Annotated in this window: 13 protein-coding genes; 6 read left to right on the forward strand and 7 right to left on the reverse strand. The window is 40.3% G+C overall.

Translation table 11 applies throughout. The annotated features are described in order from the left end of the window. Window positions 1-32 precede the first annotated feature (32 nt). Window positions 33-1,976, reverse strand: coding sequence for a KUP/HAK/KT family potassium transporter (locus tag I6J03_RS13160; protein WP_003011705.1), 1,944 nt, complete (start codon window positions 1,974-1,976; stop codon window positions 33-35). A 250-nt stretch (window positions 1,977-2,226) separates the two neighbouring features. Here I6J03_RS13160 and I6J03_RS13165 point away from each other — a divergent pair, with 250 nt between their 5' ends. Further along, window positions 2,227-2,733 (forward strand): T9SS type A sorting domain-containing protein, encoded by a 507-nt coding sequence (locus I6J03_RS13165; RefSeq protein WP_115170481.1) that lies wholly within the window; start codon window positions 2,227-2,229, stop codon window positions 2,731-2,733. Window positions 2,734-2,808: 75 nt separating this feature from the next. Here I6J03_RS13165 and ispG read toward each other — a convergent pair whose 3' ends face one another. Together ispG and I6J03_RS13175 are read right to left on the reverse strand one after the other, a co-directional pair. Beyond that, window positions 2,809-4,827: a (E)-4-hydroxy-3-methylbut-2-enyl-diphosphate synthase gene (gene ispG, locus I6J03_RS13170; RefSeq protein ID WP_198137141.1), complete on the reverse strand. Its 2,019-nt coding sequence runs from the start codon at window positions 4,825-4,827 to the stop codon at window positions 2,809-2,811. A 45-nt stretch (window positions 4,828-4,872) separates the two neighbouring features. Next, window positions 4,873-5,820, reverse strand: a complete 948-nt coding sequence (locus I6J03_RS13175; protein WP_003011711.1) for a LiaI-LiaF-like domain-containing protein — start codon at window positions 5,818-5,820, stop codon at window positions 4,873-4,875. A gap of 293 nt (window positions 5,821-6,113) precedes the next feature. On the opposite strand from I6J03_RS13175, the gene I6J03_RS13180 reads away from it, so the two are divergent. From I6J03_RS13180 to I6J03_RS13195, 4 genes are all read left to right on the forward strand, one after another. Continuing rightward, complete coding sequence (locus I6J03_RS13180) at window positions 6,114-6,848, forward strand: MlaE family ABC transporter permease (RefSeq protein WP_002992825.1); 735 nt, start codon at window positions 6,114-6,116, stop codon at window positions 6,846-6,848. A 5-nt stretch (window positions 6,849-6,853) separates the two neighbouring features. Beyond that, on the forward strand, window positions 6,854-7,618 hold the full coding sequence (locus tag I6J03_RS13185) for an ABC transporter ATP-binding protein (RefSeq protein ID WP_003011716.1): 765 nt from the start codon (window positions 6,854-6,856) through the stop codon (window positions 7,616-7,618). Between the two features lie 330 nt (window positions 7,619-7,948). Then, window positions 7,949-8,317, forward strand: coding sequence for a hypothetical protein (locus tag I6J03_RS13190; RefSeq protein ID WP_003011720.1), 369 nt, complete (start codon window positions 7,949-7,951; stop codon window positions 8,315-8,317). A 210-nt stretch (window positions 8,318-8,527) separates the two neighbouring features. Beyond that, window positions 8,528-9,436 (forward strand): class I SAM-dependent methyltransferase, encoded by a 909-nt coding sequence (locus I6J03_RS13195; RefSeq protein WP_003011722.1) that lies wholly within the window; start codon window positions 8,528-8,530, stop codon window positions 9,434-9,436. Window positions 9,437-9,514: 78 nt separating this feature from the next. Here the strand turns inward: I6J03_RS13195 and I6J03_RS13200 are convergent, their stop codons facing one another. From I6J03_RS13200 to I6J03_RS13215, 4 genes are all read right to left on the reverse strand, one after another. Beyond that, a complete protein-coding gene (locus tag I6J03_RS13200) occupies window positions 9,515-11,299 on the reverse strand; it encodes a hypothetical protein (protein WP_003011724.1) in 1,785 nt (594 codons plus the stop codon). 101 nt (window positions 11,300-11,400) lie between these two features. Then, entirely contained in the window at window positions 11,401-12,243 is an 843-nt protein-coding gene (gene purU / locus I6J03_RS13205; RefSeq protein ID WP_003011726.1) for a formyltetrahydrofolate deformylase, read from the reverse strand. Between the two features lie 26 nt (window positions 12,244-12,269). Then, entirely contained in the window at window positions 12,270-14,123 is a 1,854-nt protein-coding gene (locus tag I6J03_RS13210; protein WP_003011728.1) for a DNA topoisomerase IV subunit B, read from the reverse strand. A 158-nt stretch (window positions 14,124-14,281) separates the two neighbouring features. Beyond that, window positions 14,282-14,749, reverse strand: coding sequence for a GyrI-like domain-containing protein (locus I6J03_RS13215; protein WP_039990533.1), 468 nt, complete (start codon window positions 14,747-14,749; stop codon window positions 14,282-14,284). A 344-nt stretch (window positions 14,750-15,093) separates the two neighbouring features. Between I6J03_RS13215 and I6J03_RS13220 the strand changes: the two genes are divergently transcribed. Continuing rightward, window positions 15,094-16,155: an efflux RND transporter periplasmic adaptor subunit gene (locus I6J03_RS13220; RefSeq protein ID WP_003011731.1), complete on the forward strand. Its 1,062-nt coding sequence runs from the start codon at window positions 15,094-15,096 to the stop codon at window positions 16,153-16,155. Window positions 16,156-16,163 lie beyond the last annotated feature (8 nt).

Genomic DNA, 16,163 nt, shown 5'->3' on the forward strand with positions numbered 1-16,163 from the left:
TAAGGGCCTCCGATTCGGAGGCCCTTAGTTTTTTAATTTATTCGATTGATAACGACTTCATGTGTCCTCGGTATGCTCAGCGGCACACGTTCTATAGTCACAAAACTTGCATCCAGACCAAATCCTTTTTCTTCGGACAGACTGAATTTCTTGAGAATTTTATAGATCTCGAAGATAATACGTTCATGCCATTTCAGATCATTAGTCTTGGATAACACTTTTTCCAGGATAACAAATCTGAAATCTCCGGGTATTTTATATTTTTTCAACGAATCATACTGACTTACAATATCGATCTCCTTGCGTTGTACCATATCTTCCACTACTTTCCGGAACAGTAAACTGATGCGTTGCTCTTCCCTGAATCCCAGTTTAAAGTCTATGCGGATTAATTTGCCCGGAATAATCTGTTCTACCGTATACTCTCGGGTATGTGGATTATCCATCACATCTACGTGCACCAGCCAGTACACATCTGCTTTCTTAGGCTTTTTATTGATCATGGAGTAGATGATCTTGTATTCTATCTCATTCCTGTTGTTTGCACTGGTCAGATAGACCAGTTGTGATGCGAAAGTAGGAATAGTAGGATCTTTACTCATTTCTGAAATGATGTCATTATAATCCCTGATATTAACAAATTTGACAAAGCGGTTTTTGATTTTTCTGGCATTATACCAGGCGTACATAACCGCGATCAGCGCCAGTGATAAGACTAAGGTCAACCAACCTCCGTGTGCAATTTTTACAGAGTTACCTGCCAGGAATCCAAACTCGATAAAGAAGTAGAAACCTACAAATAAGAAAATCAGGTACTTGTTCACCCGTTTCCATCTCAGGAAGAATCCCATTAGAATAGTCGTCGTGATAAACGTCGCATTGATGGCCAGACCATATGCAGCCTCCATATTGCTGGATTCTCTGAATACAGCGATGATCAGCATACATCCCAGCCATAGTATCAGATTGATGGATGGTACATATAATTGTCCTTTGTGATCACTTGGATAACGTATGGTGACTTTGGGCCAGATATTAAGGCGTACAGCTTCCGAAATCAGTGTAAACGATCCTGATATCATCGCCTGGCTGGCAATAATAGCTGCAATGGTTGCGATGACAACTCCATATCCCAGAAACCATTCCGGCATAATGGCATAAAACGGATTTTTCTCTCCGATCTGGGTTCCAGAATGCGCCAGTAACCAGGCTCCCTGTCCAAAGTAATTAAGCAATAAGCATATTTTTACAAGTATCCAGCTTATTCTGATATTGGCTTTTCCACAGTGTCCCATGTCGGAGTAGAGTGCTTCTGCACCTGTCGTACATAGAAATACACCACCAATAATAAACAACGCATTTGGCGTGCTTACGATTAGTTTGAAAGCATAATAAGGGTTGATTGCTTTTAATACCTGAGGAGCTTCATCAATGTAGCTTACCCCCAGAATCCCTATGGTCAAAAACCAGGTGAGCATAAGCGGTCCGAAGACTTTTCCTACGATGGAAGTCCCAAAGCGCTGGATCAGAAACAATCCTGAGATAATAATAATTACAATAGGTACTGTCTGGATGGTAGGATTGTTGATTGCTAAACCTTCTATTGCTGAAGAGATGGTGATAGCCGGAGTCAGCATACCGTCAGCCAACAGTGTGGAAGCTCCGATGATGGCCGGGATAATAAGCCACTTGGCCTGCCTCTTGACCAGTGAGTAGAGGGAAAGTATACCTCCTTCACCATTGTTGTCTGCGTTCAGGGCAATCAATACATACTTAACGGTAGTTTGAAGGGTGATAGTCCATACGACACAGGATAATCCCCCGAGGACGAGGTCTGGTTCGATAGTTCCTTTGTTAATAATAGCTTTGAATACATAGAGAGGGGAAGTTCCGATATCTCCAAAGATAATTCCTAAGCTAATCAGTAAGCCGCCGAGGCTCAACTTTTGAACGTCGCTCGCGTTTTTTGTTGACATTCTAAATAAATTTAATGACTAAATCTTCAATTTTTCGCCTGTTAATCAGTATTCTTGATAACAGAATTGAACTGCCAAAGTTTGGTTTTTTTTGTGACAACGTCAAGAGTTGTTAAAAATTGTTAAAGCCATTAAAAATCGTCCGATTAATTAACGATCAGATAAAAAAAAATCTATTTTTGTATGAAGATAATTGAGAAAAAGGTTTATATTTGATTAAACCAATTAACAATACAACTGTCTCAGACATATGATGAAATTTTTTACTAAGATACACATTATTAAAACCCTTACGAACGCACTTGTGCTTATGGCAAGTCTGAGCTTTGCTTGGGGTTCCAATATGGTATTGGCGAGTGATAGTTCATCAAAAAAAATGGGCCATATGTATATGGCATCCAATGCCTCAAAGGCTGCTAAATATTTCAATAACGAATCTTCATACGACTTTGGTATGTCAGCTGCTAAAATTTTTTCTGCAGCAGAATCAGACAAACTGATCAATAATGTAAAAGTATTCTACAATCCTATTGCTGAACAGGTAACTGTATCCTTCAAATTGGGTAAACAGAATGCCGTTTCCATAAAGGTCATGGATGCGTTGGGTAATGAAGTTTTAGGGCTTATGAATAATACGCTTGATGCTGGTAATCAGAATCTTGCGTTTGAAACAAATGGCAAGTTGTCTTCAGGCTTTTACTTTGTGAGAGTTGTAGCAGGAACAGAAACAGTCATTAAACGTATATCCGTCAGATAACGGTCGGTTTTACAGATAAGATAATTATATCAAGATATAAAAAAAGCGGGACTTCATTTTGAAGTCTCGCTTTTTTTATACTGCAGTTTCTTGTTCTTCAATCCAAAGCCCGTCGCCTTTGATGATATCGATAAGTTCATCAAGAGCATTTGCTGAGCTTACATTTTTCTTGACCACTTCTTTACCTCGGTAGAGCGTTATTTTGTCCGGCCCTGCACCAACATAGCCATAGTCCGCATCTGCCATTTCACCCGGTCCGTTGACGATACAACCCATGATAGCGATCTTCAACCCTTTAAGGTGATTCGTCCGTGCACGGATCATCTGGGTGGTATCTTGTAAATCAAATAAAGTCCGTCCACAGCTTGGACAAGAGATATATTCTGTTTTGGATATACGCGATCGGGTAGCCTGCAGGATTCCAAAAGATAAGGATACCAGTTTGTCGATAGGTGTAGCAGGTGAATCCACCCATATGCCAGAGCCCAGTTTGTCAATCAGTAAGGCGCCCAGGTCTGTTGCTGCATACAGCTGAATCTTGGAAATCGGTTCTTCCGGATTCATAATATCTCCCACGGGACCTGAAAATTCTTCTGACGGATAGGATCTCTTTATAATAACAGGATTGTCGAGCCCTATTTCCTGAAGATTGGCGAAAAACTGACGCTGATCTGCCATCCCGTGAATATGATCCGTTTCCAATACAAATACAACAGTATTATCAATAGCTGAATTACCGAAAATTTCGGATTCCAGATCATTATTTTTTATATATATCAGATTGAGTACAGGGTCTTTGCGGGATGCTGCATTAAACTGTTCCAGATCAAAGACAGGGTGTATATTGGTTGGATTCGCAATCGTTAACCAGGTATTGTAATTATAAAGCTGCTTCAGATTGCCTGGCATGGTGAAAGAAGGTAGCTGATCTCCCAGAAATACAAAATCTACCGATTGTTCTCCCATATGATACTTGTCATTGAGGATATCATAGCGATATCCTGTTGCTGTCAGGATATTCGGATCTTTCAGATTAGATGCCGAGATATCAACAATGACGCGGGGAACGAGGGAACCGCCAATAAAAGTATTGACTTCTTTGGATTCGTAAGCTACTGTTTCGGAAGAAGGATTAAGCTGTATTATTTCCCGGCTTTGTATAGCTGCTTCCTGCAGCATTTTAGCACGTTTGCTGTAGCGGTTTACGAGAGCTATGGCTACAGGTGCTTCTTTTTCCGGTTCTTCTGTTAGGGATACACGTACTGTATCTCCCAGACCATCTTCTAACAATGTGCCGATACCAACAGCCGATTTGATACGTCCGTCTTCTCCATCTCCTGCCTCTGTGACACCCAGGTGGAGCGGATAGTTCATATTTTCGATGACCATCTTCTCGACCAGCATACGATAAGCCTGTACCATTACCTGGGGATTACTGGATTTCATCGAAATGGTCAGGTTGTAAAAATTAAGATCTTCACAAATGCGTATAAATTCAAGTGCTGATTCGACCATTCCCTCCGGTGTATCCCCGTAGTGGCTCATGATACGATCAGACAGCGAACCATGATTCGTGCCTATGCGCATAGCAGTGCCATATTCTTTACAGATACTGACTAATGGAGCAAATTTTTTATAGATACGGTCTAATTCCGCCTGATATTCGTTTGCAGAATAAGAAAGCTGATCGAACTTTTTTTTGTCCGCATAATTTCCGGGGTTGATCCGTACTTTTTCTACTATTCTTGCTGCAACTTCAGCTGCATTCGGAGTAAAATGAATATCCGCAACAAGAGGTACATTATAGCCTCTGTTACGGAGTTCTTTTTTAATATTTGCAAGATTTTCGGCTTCTTTTATACTTGGTGCAGTGATACGGACATATTCACAACCAGCATCTACCATGCGGATAGTCTGCTCTACAGAGCCCATAGTATCCATGGTATCTATAGTGGTCATACTTTGGATACGTATGGGATTATTTCCTCCCATAGGTATATCTCCGATATTCACTTCCCTGGTTACCCAACGGCTGTAATCTGTTTTAGAATTACAATATCCTCCGGGTAAGCTCAATAAATTACTTGTATCCATATCTACCACAAAGTTATGGATTCTGAAGTAATAATTTCGTAAGATTTAATATTGAATGATCTTGAAAGAAGTGACCCCTGCGTCAATAACAATGTTGTATTTTGAAGTAGCCTGTGCATAATTCGCTGTTTCACTGACGCCGTCACCTTTTCTCACAAAACCGCTGCCTAATTCTATAGATGAGAGTCCGCTGTCTGAAGTTACCTGGCAGGGTACATCTTTAGGGATTCGGATCTCGACAGAAGAAGCTCCGGCATCTATATTGATCGTAGATGTTTCTACAGGTCTTCCAAGCTTCATATTTACAGAGCTTGCTCCGGTATCAAAGTTAATGTTTCTTATTTTAAAAGGAGAAAGGTCCATCTGTACATCTGAAGCGCCGATGTCAAAGTTGAGATCCCACACTACATCTTTATTCAGTTTGAATAATGTCGTGTTGTTTTTGCTGCGTCCTTTTTTTCTCTTTTTACCCGTTAAATCAATAGTTGCTGTACCGTCTTCGGCAGAGTCTGATGTGAGTTTAAGAAAATAAGAGTCTGAAGAATTTCCCGCCTCAAATAATACGCTACTCGGTTGGCTGGACAGTTTGAGATTTGTGGTACCGATATCGAAATTCGCTTTAGCTACTGATAGATTTTTAGGGAGCTGTATCGCAAGGCTCTTACTTGAAGAGGAAGGAATTGAATCATCCACTTCATCTGTGCTTATATGAATATTAGATCCCTTGAAGAATCTGGAAATTAGGCTTTCATTCGGAGTTGTAAAGCCGACAAATACCAGAAACCCTAACAGCAGGCAGGTAAAGCCTAATTTGGCGATCTGTCCGGATTGTCCATTAGGCATAAGCATATTAATACCGCCCAGAATAATCAATAATGGCCAGTAACGAATAATTTCAAGCCAGTTGAACTCAATGATGTCCAGGACATCAAGAAGCAATATAATCCCCACAAAAAGAAAGATAAGTCCTGAGGTAATTCTTTTATTGTTCATTATGTTTTATAGTTATGTTGTCGATTCTAATTGTTTAACTGAATCAAAATTAAAGTGAAGATGATAAAAAAAACAATGCAATTAGGTTATTTACTGCATTTATTCGGTAAATGTATTAAATCTGTCGGTGAAAAATTAATATTCCGTTCTATGGCAGCAATGCCCTTGCGAGGTAACAGGTTTTTGTGGGATTATACCTATATTCGTTTATATTTTGATATAGCAGGGGAATGGGTCATACGAATCCCTCAGAAGAAGGCGTTTTATAGCAAATAATATACTAAAGGAAATATATGTTAATTTATCATATCGGAAAATACATTTTACTTTTAAAATCAGTTTTTAAAAAACCCGAAAAGGGAAAGATCTATTGGAAAGAAACCATGTTTGCGATGACCGATATCGGACTTGGTTCGTTGGGTCTGATCGTGATCATCTCGACCTTTATCGGGGCGGTAATGACCATGCAGATCGCCTTTCAGCTGGTGTCCGATCTGATTCCGAATTCGATTATCGGACAGATCAACCGAGATTCCAATATTCTGGAATTGGGACCTACAATCTCAGCGTTGGTCTTAATGGGTAAAGTAGGTTCGTCTATTTCTTCACAGATTGGTTCTATGCGTGTCACAGAGCAGATCGATGCATTGGAAATTATGGGGATCAATGCCCCAGGTTATCTGATTCTGCCTAAGATACTGGCTGGTATTACCATGATTCCGGCTTTAGTTATTGTGGCGATTTTCTGTGCGATATTGGGCGGACTTTTAGGAGGTGCATTATCCGGTGCAGTTAGTACGGCCGATTATATACAGGGTATTCAGGGTAGTTTTAATGGCTTTACAGTATCCGTTGCGATGGTCAAGGCTGTAGTTTTTGGATTTATTATTACCTCAGTGCCTGCTTATAAAGGTTTCTATGTGAGCGGAGGTGCTTTGGAAGTAGGAGAGGCAGGTACGCAGGCCGTAGTGATTGGGTGTATTACTATACTGGCTAGTGATTATTTGATCACAGCTTTAATGTTGTAAGGAAGATGATTGAAATTCAGAATATTCATAAAGCATTTGGTGAGAAAGAAGTATTAAAAGGAATAGATGCTATTTTCGAACCGGGAAAGGTAAGTTTGATTATTGGTGGTTCCGGTTCCGGAAAAAGTACTTTACTCAAGTGTATAGTGGGATTACATAATCCGGAACAGGGACGTGTGTTTTTTGATAAACAGGAATTTACGAAGATGAGTTTTGAAGAGCGTGTGCCTATCCGAAAGGAGATAGGTATGCTTTTTCAGAATTCAGCTCTCTTTGACTCGATGACTGTAGAACAGAATCTGATGTTTTCATTGGATATGTTTACAGAGATGTCAAAAAGCGAAAAAATAGATCGTGCAAATTTCTGTCTGGAGAGAGTCAATCTGAAGGGAACCAATAAACTGTTTCCGGCCGAGCTCTCAGGAGGTATGAAAAAAAGGGTTGGGATTGCCCGAGCAATCAGCATGGGGCCTAAATATCTTTTCTGCGATGAACCCAATTCAGGGCTTGATCCTGAAACGTCGATTCTGATTGATGAATTAATTCAGGATCTGACTCAGGAGTACCAATGTACTACCGTAGTGGTGACACATGATATGAATTCGGTAATGGGTATCGGAGAATATATTCTGTATTTATATAAAGGTGAAAAATTCTGGGAAGGCACCAATCAGGATATCCTTCAGTCGGACGTCAAGGAGTTGAATGATTTCGTATTTGCAAGTCCGCTGATGCAGGCTGCCCGCAAAACGATGAAGCATGACAGTTAATAGCTGTATATAGTATTAAGTTTTTATGATCGTTGTATATGAAACCAGTGGTTATTAAACAAAGAAATATAACGCCAATTGTAGTCAAGGCTCCGCTAAGGTTGCAAGATCAAAGTGCTGAGGATCTGGAATACTGGCTAAAACAGCCAGTGATATTTAGATTAAGGGCTGTGACCTTTTTGGTCTCTCAATCCTTGAAAAAGCAGGAGAAGATGGATAAAAGTATTGTCAATAAAAGGAAAAGGTGAAGAATGGATTTTTTTGACGATTTTAAGGATTTCGTTTCTTTACTGAATGACTACCATGTAGATTACATGATTGTCGGTGGATATGCATGGTCAACCCAGATATACCGGGGATCTTGATATTTGGATTGATGTATCTGAACATAATGCAGCATTAATGGTTAATGTTATCCATGATTTCGGGATGGGGTCATTGGGATTGGTGGAAGAGGACTTTCTTAGACCAGGATATATTACTCAAATAGGAAATCCGCCCTTGCGTATAGACATCCTGAATGATATCGATGGTATTACCTTCTCTGAAGCTAAAGAAAATCGACAGGTCATTGAGGTTGAAGACTTAAAAATCTTTTATATAGGTGTCTTTGATTTTATAAAAAATAAGGAGGCTAGCGGAAGACCGCAGGATCTTATTGATATTGTTGAAATAAAGAAAAAGAATAAAATCAAATAAGTACACCTATTTTTACGACTAGTCAGCCATTTAATAAACAGCTTTCTGTTTTGTTTCCAGATATTACCAGTATCACTCACTCACAAATTATAAATTGAAATAATTAAAACTTCTTGTTTGATGAAAAGTATATTTTATCAGTATACTTATTACGAAGTATAGGTAGATTCATGAGGTTTGAATGATTAACTGTATCTTTGCTGCAAATTTTTGATTTTGAAAAATACTGAAATACAATTACTGACTCCTCAGCATTGGAAGGATTATGAACTCATCGATTGTGGTGATTTTGAAAAACTGGAGCGTTTTGGTCATTTGGTACTGATTCGTCCGGAACCGCAGGCTGTATGGCCTAAAACACTTTCTGATGCCGAGTGGACAAAAAGATATGATATTCGATTTAAAGGTCGTTCTGCAACTTCGGGGGATTGGGTGAAAAAAAATCCTAAAGCGCAGGATCGCTGGCATATCGAATATAAAAATAAAGATGCTGCAATTAAATTCAGACTGGGACTTACTTCTTTCAAACATGTGGGTATTTTTCCGGAACAAGCTGTTAACTGGGATTATATCTCGGACTCTGTACGCTCTTTTAAGACGGACAAACCTAAAGTCCTCAATCTGTTCGCATATACTGGTGGAGCCTCATTGATCGCAAAAGCTGCGGGTGCAGACACTACGCACGTAGATTCTATCAAGCAGGTTGTGACCTGGGCAAATGAGAATCAGGAAATTTCAGGTCTAGATAATATCCGTTGGGTAGTAGAAGATGCTCTTAAATTTGTAAAGCGGGAACTTAAACGCGGAAATACATATAATGGAATTATTCTGGATCCGCCAGCTTACGGACACGGTCCGAAAGGGGAGAAGTGGAAACTGGAAGACCATATCATGGAAATGATGAAGGATGTCGTGCAGCTACTGGATCCGAAAGAACATTTCCTTATTTTGAATACCTATTCTTTAGGCTTCTCTTCCGTTATTGTTGAAAATCTGATCAGAACTGCTTTTCCGAAAGTGGAAAATCTGGAAATCGGAGAGCTCTATCTGCAAGCTACAGCAGGACCTAAATTACCATTAGGCGTGTTTGGTAAATTCAGAAAGATTGCTAAAGACTAAATATTTATTATGGTATGCAGCGATAGTGTAATGAATCGCTGCATACCATACCTGATTTTTGAAAGTCAAAGCCGATTTTTATCTCAGGTACAGGGTTTCCAGCTCCTCTTCGATCTCATCAAGCTGTTGAGGAAATGTAGCCAATACCGAAGCCTGGAAGCCTGTCAAGTCTTTTATTAAAGTCCTGTAATAGTTAATACCCTCCTTTAACTGAGTCTTGAATTTATCCAGATACTTAATCTTTTTATCGTCCACCTCTAGCTTATTTACGTCTATGTATTTGCGGATATGCTCCACATAGAGTCTAAGCTCATTGATAAACAGAATAGGGCGTTCGGCAGACGGAATAAGATTGTCACGTCCATAAATATGATTGACCATCTGATCCAATGAAAATATACCTTTGAACCAAAAAGTATTAGGTCCGGGACAGATAGCTACAGCGGCAGACTCTTTCGGCTTAAGGATATCATACTTTAAATATGCCGGGGTTGCCAGACCTTCACACAGGCATGTTTTTGCTGTAATGTCCCGGAAGGCCCGTTCGTATGCTTCGGTTGTCAATTCTTGCTGGTCAAGCTCCTTTAATTTCATGTGTTGATATTCACGGGAAGCTGTACAGATCGGTTGTGCTGTGTATGCTGTACTGGAGACTAGATATTTCTTTTTACATGGACTGCCCGGACGACCTTTTTCAATCCGCTGAATCCTAAGTTTCTCTGCAGAGCTTTTTCTGAAATTGTTGAACGGAACACCGAGGGGTGAGGATCCGCTGATATAAAAATCATCCGCTTTGGATTCAACCAACGCCTGTAATGTATCATTATCTACTGTAGTAGCGTCAGGAACCAATAGAAATGGCGATCCCCAGCCAACAGCATCAAAATCGTAATGACTTAATAGAAACTGATGTTCGGCCGCAGTGCCGACGCCTCCCTGTACTGTATACCTGATGTGTGGTGCTTGTTTACAAATGATATTCTTTGCTTCCCAGTATTTGCGGTACGTATCAAATAACTCTTCTTTTAATTGTTGCTTTTTGTCTTTAAATTCAGCCAGTATCGGACCAATGAGATAACCGTCTGTTGCAAAAGCATGTCCTCCGCAGTTTAATCCGGATTCTACTCTGAACTCAGATACCCACAATCCTTTTTTTGCCAAGAATCTGGCTTGTATCATAGCAGAGCGAAAGTCACTTACTTTGAGCGTGATCTTTTTCTCAAATTCCTGATCTTCCTTTGGCTGGAAGACTTCCAGTTCAGACAGGTAGCTATACAGCCGAGGGTTCATACCGGCTGATAATACAACGGAAGAATGCAGATCTGAATTGGCAAAACCACGTAATGCAGCCAGTGCATCGGCATATTTTTCGTCTAAAGCCTCACCATCGGCGGCATAATTAATTTTATCCACTTTAGACATGATATTGACGTCGATATCTCCAGGCTGAATACAGGAATGCAAGTGTAGAGACAGTTGATTTCTGGTCTTATCATCTGTTTCTTTCAGCATCTGATCGTATTGCGCCTTGATTGGATTATTATCCGGGAGAAGGTTAAAGTAACGTGCAGCTTCAGCGTTTGCCTCCATAAGCTGGGCGCGCATGCCGGCTGTTTGTTCTTTGACAAGTTGCTTTACCAGATTAAGGTATGCCGTAATACGTTTTGCTCTAAAATCCTGATCTTTTTTAGTAATAGGAAGAAAGTCTATATTATTTAGTTTGCTGTAGTATGCCCGGATACGTTCTATAAGTTCGTCATCCACAATAGAAATTACAGATGAAATACCGTACCTGGCAACTTTGAGAGGGGAATCTATAGAAAAGGCCAATCCCAGTACAGGAATGTGAAAGGAGTGCGTCATTATTCAGTTCTTATTTCGATACGAAATAAGCGATAATTATGCATGTAAAAAGTAACTGGGTAGACTAGTAAATAGTGATGTTGATCATATTTCACTCAACACTATTCAAAAACAACTGTTTTATTGCGGTCCAGCATCACTCTGTCTTCCAGTAACAGACGGATTGCTCTGGCAAGTACTGCTTTTTCGATTTCTTTACCGGCAGTCATCATATCCTGTACAGTATAGGTGTGGTTGACTCTTCGGGTATCCTGTACGATAATAGGTCCTTCATCCAGATCGTCTGTTACATAATGTGCTGTTGCACCTATGATCTTCACTCCGCGGGTATGTGCCTGCCGATAGGGATTAGCTCCTATGAAAGCGGGAAGAAAGGAGTGATGGATATTGATAATCCGGCCCTGGTACTGCTGCACAAATGTCGGAGAAAGGATTCGCATAAATTTGGCCAGGATAATATAATCAAACTCATATTGGTCAATTTGTGCTGTCAACAGGCCTTCAAACTCGTCCTTACTAAGGTTTTCATGTGAAACATAGTGATAGGGGATGTCAAATTTTCGGGTGAATCCTTCCAGATCGCTATAATTACCTATTACAGCCTGAATATCCGTATCCCAGGTTTCGAAATGATGGCGAATTAGAATATCTGCCAGACAGTGATGCTCTTTGGTGACCAGTATGATTAATTTTTTTCGCTCTGACGGATTGATTTTTATGCTGGCATTTTCCGGAAGATTTTGTTTTAAAGCAGAAAATAATTCTTCCGTGTTTTCGAGTATTCCCGTACATACTACGCGAACGAAAAACTTACCGGCTTCCTCATCTACAAATTCACGCATGGTGACGATATTCAGCCGGTACTGTGCCAGTGCATTAGCTATTTTTGCAACTAATCCAACGTCGTCCTGACATTGGATTAGAATCAATATGGGTTTAGTCATTAAGGTTAGGTTCGATTAGTACTCAACTATACCGCTTGTTTTGTCAGTTCTGCTTCCAGATCGACTTCTACACGCAGATTGTTGACAATATGTTTCTGTCTGTCCGGAGTATTTTTTCCCATGTAATATTCCAGTAATTGCTGAATTTTATTGTCTTTGGTCAGAATAACAGGATCCAGACGGATATCCTTACCTATAAATAAACCAAATTCGGACGGTGAAATTTCTCCCAACCCTTTGAAACGTGTGATTTCAGGTTTTGCACCTAATTTTGCAATAGCCCGTTGACGCTCTTCATCCGAATAACAATATATAGTTTCTTTTTTATTCCGTACACGGAAGAGAGGAGTCTGTAAAATAGCTACATGCCCTGCTTTGACAAGATCAGGGAAAAACTGAAGAAAGAAGGTCAGCAAGAGCAGACGGATGTGCATACCATCGACATCGGCATCTGTTGCGATTACAATGTTGTTGTAACGAAGGCCGTCCAGACCATCTTCGATATTGAGTGCGTGCTGTAAGAGGTTGAATTCTTCATTTTCATAGACAATCTTTTTAGACATGCCGTAAGAATTTAAAGGTTTACCTTTCAGACTGAATACAGCCTGGGTCTGTACATCGCGTGATTTGGTTATCGATCCGCTGGCCGAATCTCCCTCTGTGATAAAAAGGGTAGTCTCCTGGTTACGTTCGTTTTTGTCCGAAAAATGTACTTTACAGTCTCTGAGTTTGCGGTTGTGTAAGGAAGCTTTCTTTGCACGTTCATTTGCCAGCTTCTTGATTCCGGCAATATCTTTACGCTCCCGTTCGGATTGCAGGATTCTTTTTAATAAAGCATCTGCGGTATCCGAATTGCGATGTAAGTAATCATCCAACGCTTTTTTGAGGAAGTCATTGATAAATGTACGTACTGTGGGGCCATCAGGACCTATGCTTTGAGAGCCTAATTTTGTCTTTGTCTGTGATTCGAAAACAGGCTCCTGAACTTTTATCGCAATCGCTCCGATAATGGAGGAACGAACATCGGCTGCATCGAAATCTTTTTTGTAAAATTCACGGATGGTTTTAACCAAAGCTTCTCTGAATGCGGCCTGATGAGTACCTCCCTGTGTAGTATGCTGACCATTGACAAAGGAATAATATTCCTCACCATATTGCTGACCATGGGTCAGCGCTATTTCTATATCTTCTCCCTTTAGATGTATAATAGGATAACGCATAGATTCAGTATCTATATTGCGTTCTAAAAGATCCTTAAGTCCATTTTCAGAGATAAATTTCTGACCGTTAAAATTGATAACCAGTCCTGAGTTCAGGAATACATAATTCCAGATCATATTTTCTACAAATTCCATACGGTATTTGTAGTTTCTGAAAATACTGTCATCCGGATAGAAGGAGACCGCCGTACCGTTTCGTTGAGTAGTCTCTTTCTTTTCATCAGTGACCAGCTCGCCTTTGCTGAATTGAGCTATCCGGGTTTCACCCTGGCGGTAAGATTGTACTGTAAATTGTGTTGATAGTGCATTTACGGCTTTAGTACCAACTCCGTTAAGTCCTACGGATTTCTGAAAAGCTTTACTGTCGTATTTACCTCCGGTATTGATCTTTGATACAACGTCTACTACTGATCCGATAGGAATACCACGACCATAATCTCTCACAGATACCTTGTTTTCATTGACCGATATGTCAATGATCTTACCAGCTCCCATTACAAATTCATCGATGGAATTGTCCACTACCTCTTTGAGTAGTACATAGATACCATCATCATACGCTGATCCATCTCCCAATTTACCAATATACATTCCGGGACGTAGACGGATGTGTTCCTTCCAGTCCAGGGATCGTATGCTGTCTTCGTTATATGTAGTCATAAGGTCTTGAAAATGTTGAAAGCAAAAATATAAAAAAATAAATCGAATATAGGGCAGTATAGCTATAAATAAAACAGAGAAGACGAGTTGCCACGTCTAATGGTTAACTAACATCAGTTTAGTCTATCTTAACATCTGGATAAAAGTCTTTCAATTAATCATTCCTTAACGGAAATAAAAGTCTCTACCTCTGCATTATCACCATCGAAGTATTTTTTGCCGTGGATCGTGAAGTCTGCTTTATAAGCCCGTTTTGAATGAAGTGTTTGATCTCCCCAGATTTCCAGCCAGGTATTGAAGACCGCTTCAGGCATTTTACCTTTTGATACAAATTTTTTATAAGATGCTGTTTCAATGGTCAGGCCTACGAAACCCTCCGGAATGGACTCCAAAGAGCTAACCGGTAACCCTATAATTGTGGTGTAAGGACCGGTAAAGTCCGTTTCGTAATCTGTGTAAACAGCATAAAACTCGTCGCCCACTTTGTTTGGAATCTGTTTTTGGATCTCTTCGTTCCAAAATCTGCCCCACAACGCTTCGATATCTTTAGCAGCCTGTCCGTTTGCATTCGTCGTTCTTGTCGAAATACCGATTACGTAAAATTGCTGAATAATTTGATCGTCCATAGTTTTAGAAATATTTGTTTGAATTTGAGATTGAGCGGAGCCTGATAGTATTATAAATACTAAAATCAGTATGCTGTAGCGGTTTTTCATTGTCCTGTTGTTTTGATGACTGCACAAATGTAGCCTGTTGTATTGACAACACTATGTCAGTAGTCTCAAACTTTTTCTATTCAACTAATGATCCTTTTTATCCCACATATACCCCCTTAACTTTTTTATAGAAATGATTTTCTCTTAAATAAATTTTAGAACACATATCTGTAATTGTGTAAAAAAACAGAATGTAAAGCGATATACATTTGTGATAGAATCAATTGTTTGTTTCATAACTTAAAAACAAGATAATGTTTTACAAATATCGTACACACAAATTAGGAATACTGATTCCATTGTTAAGCATCCTGTTCACAGCATGTGAAAGCAAACCTAAAAAAGAAGAAGCGGCTGCTCCGGCAGCTGCAGGTAAATTACCTGTAGACGTAATTGTTGCACAGGAGCAGGAGCTCGATCAGCAGGAAATCTTTGTCGGTACGCTGTTACCTCTTCGCGAAATCTCAGTGGTAAGTGAAACCGCACAAAAGATAACCAAAGTGGCTTTCACAGATGGTAGCCACGTTAGTCAGGGAGCTGTATTATATACGCTCAATGACTCTGACATCAGATCACGGCTCAGACAGGTACAGGCTGAGTTGAAACTGGCCCGGCTGAATAAAGACCGGATGACCAATCTCCTGAAGACTGAAACTGTACAACAGCAGGAGTATGATGAAGCACTTACACGTGTCAGCTCCCTTGAGGCACAGCAGGATTATCTGCAGACAGAGCTCGCCAAGACTGTAATCCGTGCACCATTTTCAGGTAGGGTAGGGATTACCAAAGTCCATCTGGGAGCCTATGTGTCACCTGGGACAGCTTTGGTAAACCTGCAGGATCAAAGCAGTATCAAAATTAATTTTACGTTACCGGAAAGGTACCTGCCCTTAATAAAAAACGGTACCCCGATTCAATTCAGTACCGGGTCTTCAGAAGAGCAATACAATGCCAGCATTACCGCTACCGAACCGGGGCTTGATGCAAAGGGTCGAAGTCTGGAAGTACAGGCTGTAACTAACAACAGTAGTGGGAAATTTCGTGCCGGACAGTCCGTCAAAGTATATTTCAGTACCGAACAGAAAGGAACTACAGGTGTGATGGTACCTACCGAAGCATTAATGCCCGGCGGGCAAGGCTATAATGCATTTATCATAAAAGGCGGTATAGCCAAACCCGTACCCGTAACGATAAGCAACAGAACGGAGACAGAAGCCATTATCACTTCCGGAATCACTTCCGGAGACAGCATTGTTGTTTCCAACATGATGCGCGTTGGGGATGGTACTCCGGTACAAGCTGTTGTCAAAAAATAATCCACCTC

It is taken from the genome of Sphingobacterium spiritivorum (assembly GCF_016724845.1).
Taxonomy (GTDB): Bacteria; Bacteroidota; Bacteroidia; order Sphingobacteriales; family Sphingobacteriaceae; genus Sphingobacterium; species Sphingobacterium spiritivorum_A.

Coding starts and splice junctions, on each gene's coding strand:
- I6J03_RS13190 (WP_003011720.1), top strand. CDS start 7,949: ATGCATGGTCAACCCAGATATACCGGGGATCTTGATATTTGGATTGAT.
- I6J03_RS13165 (WP_115170481.1), top strand. CDS start 2,227: ATGATGAAATTTTTTACTAAGATACACATTATTAAAACCCTTACGAAC.
- I6J03_RS13180 (WP_002992825.1), top strand. CDS start 6,114: ATGTTAATTTATCATATCGGAAAATACATTTTACTTTTAAAATCAGTT.
- purU (WP_003011726.1), bottom strand. CDS start 12,243: ATGACTAAACCCATATTGATTCTAATCCAATGTCAGGACGACGTTGGA.
- I6J03_RS13175 (WP_003011711.1), bottom strand. CDS start 5,820: ATGAACAATAAAAGAATTACCTCAGGACTTATCTTTCTTTTTGTGGGG.
- I6J03_RS13185 (WP_003011716.1), top strand. CDS start 6,854: ATGATTGAAATTCAGAATATTCATAAAGCATTTGGTGAGAAAGAAGTA.
- I6J03_RS13200 (WP_003011724.1), bottom strand. CDS start 11,299: ATGACGCACTCCTTTCACATTCCTGTACTGGGATTGGCCTTTTCTATA.
- I6J03_RS13160 (WP_003011705.1), bottom strand. CDS start 1,976: ATGTCAACAAAAAACGCGAGCGACGTTCAAAAGTTGAGCCTCGGCGGC.
- I6J03_RS13210 (WP_003011728.1), bottom strand. CDS start 14,123: ATGACTACATATAACGAAGACAGCATACGATCCCTGGACTGGAAGGAA.
- I6J03_RS13215 (WP_039990533.1), bottom strand. CDS start 14,749: ATGGACGATCAAATTATTCAGCAATTTTACGTAATCGGTATTTCGACA.
- I6J03_RS13220 (WP_003011731.1), top strand. CDS start 15,094: ATGTTTTACAAATATCGTACACACAAATTAGGAATACTGATTCCATTG.
- ispG (WP_198137141.1), bottom strand. CDS start 4,827: ATGGATACAAGTAATTTATTGAGCTTACCCGGAGGATATTGTAATTCT.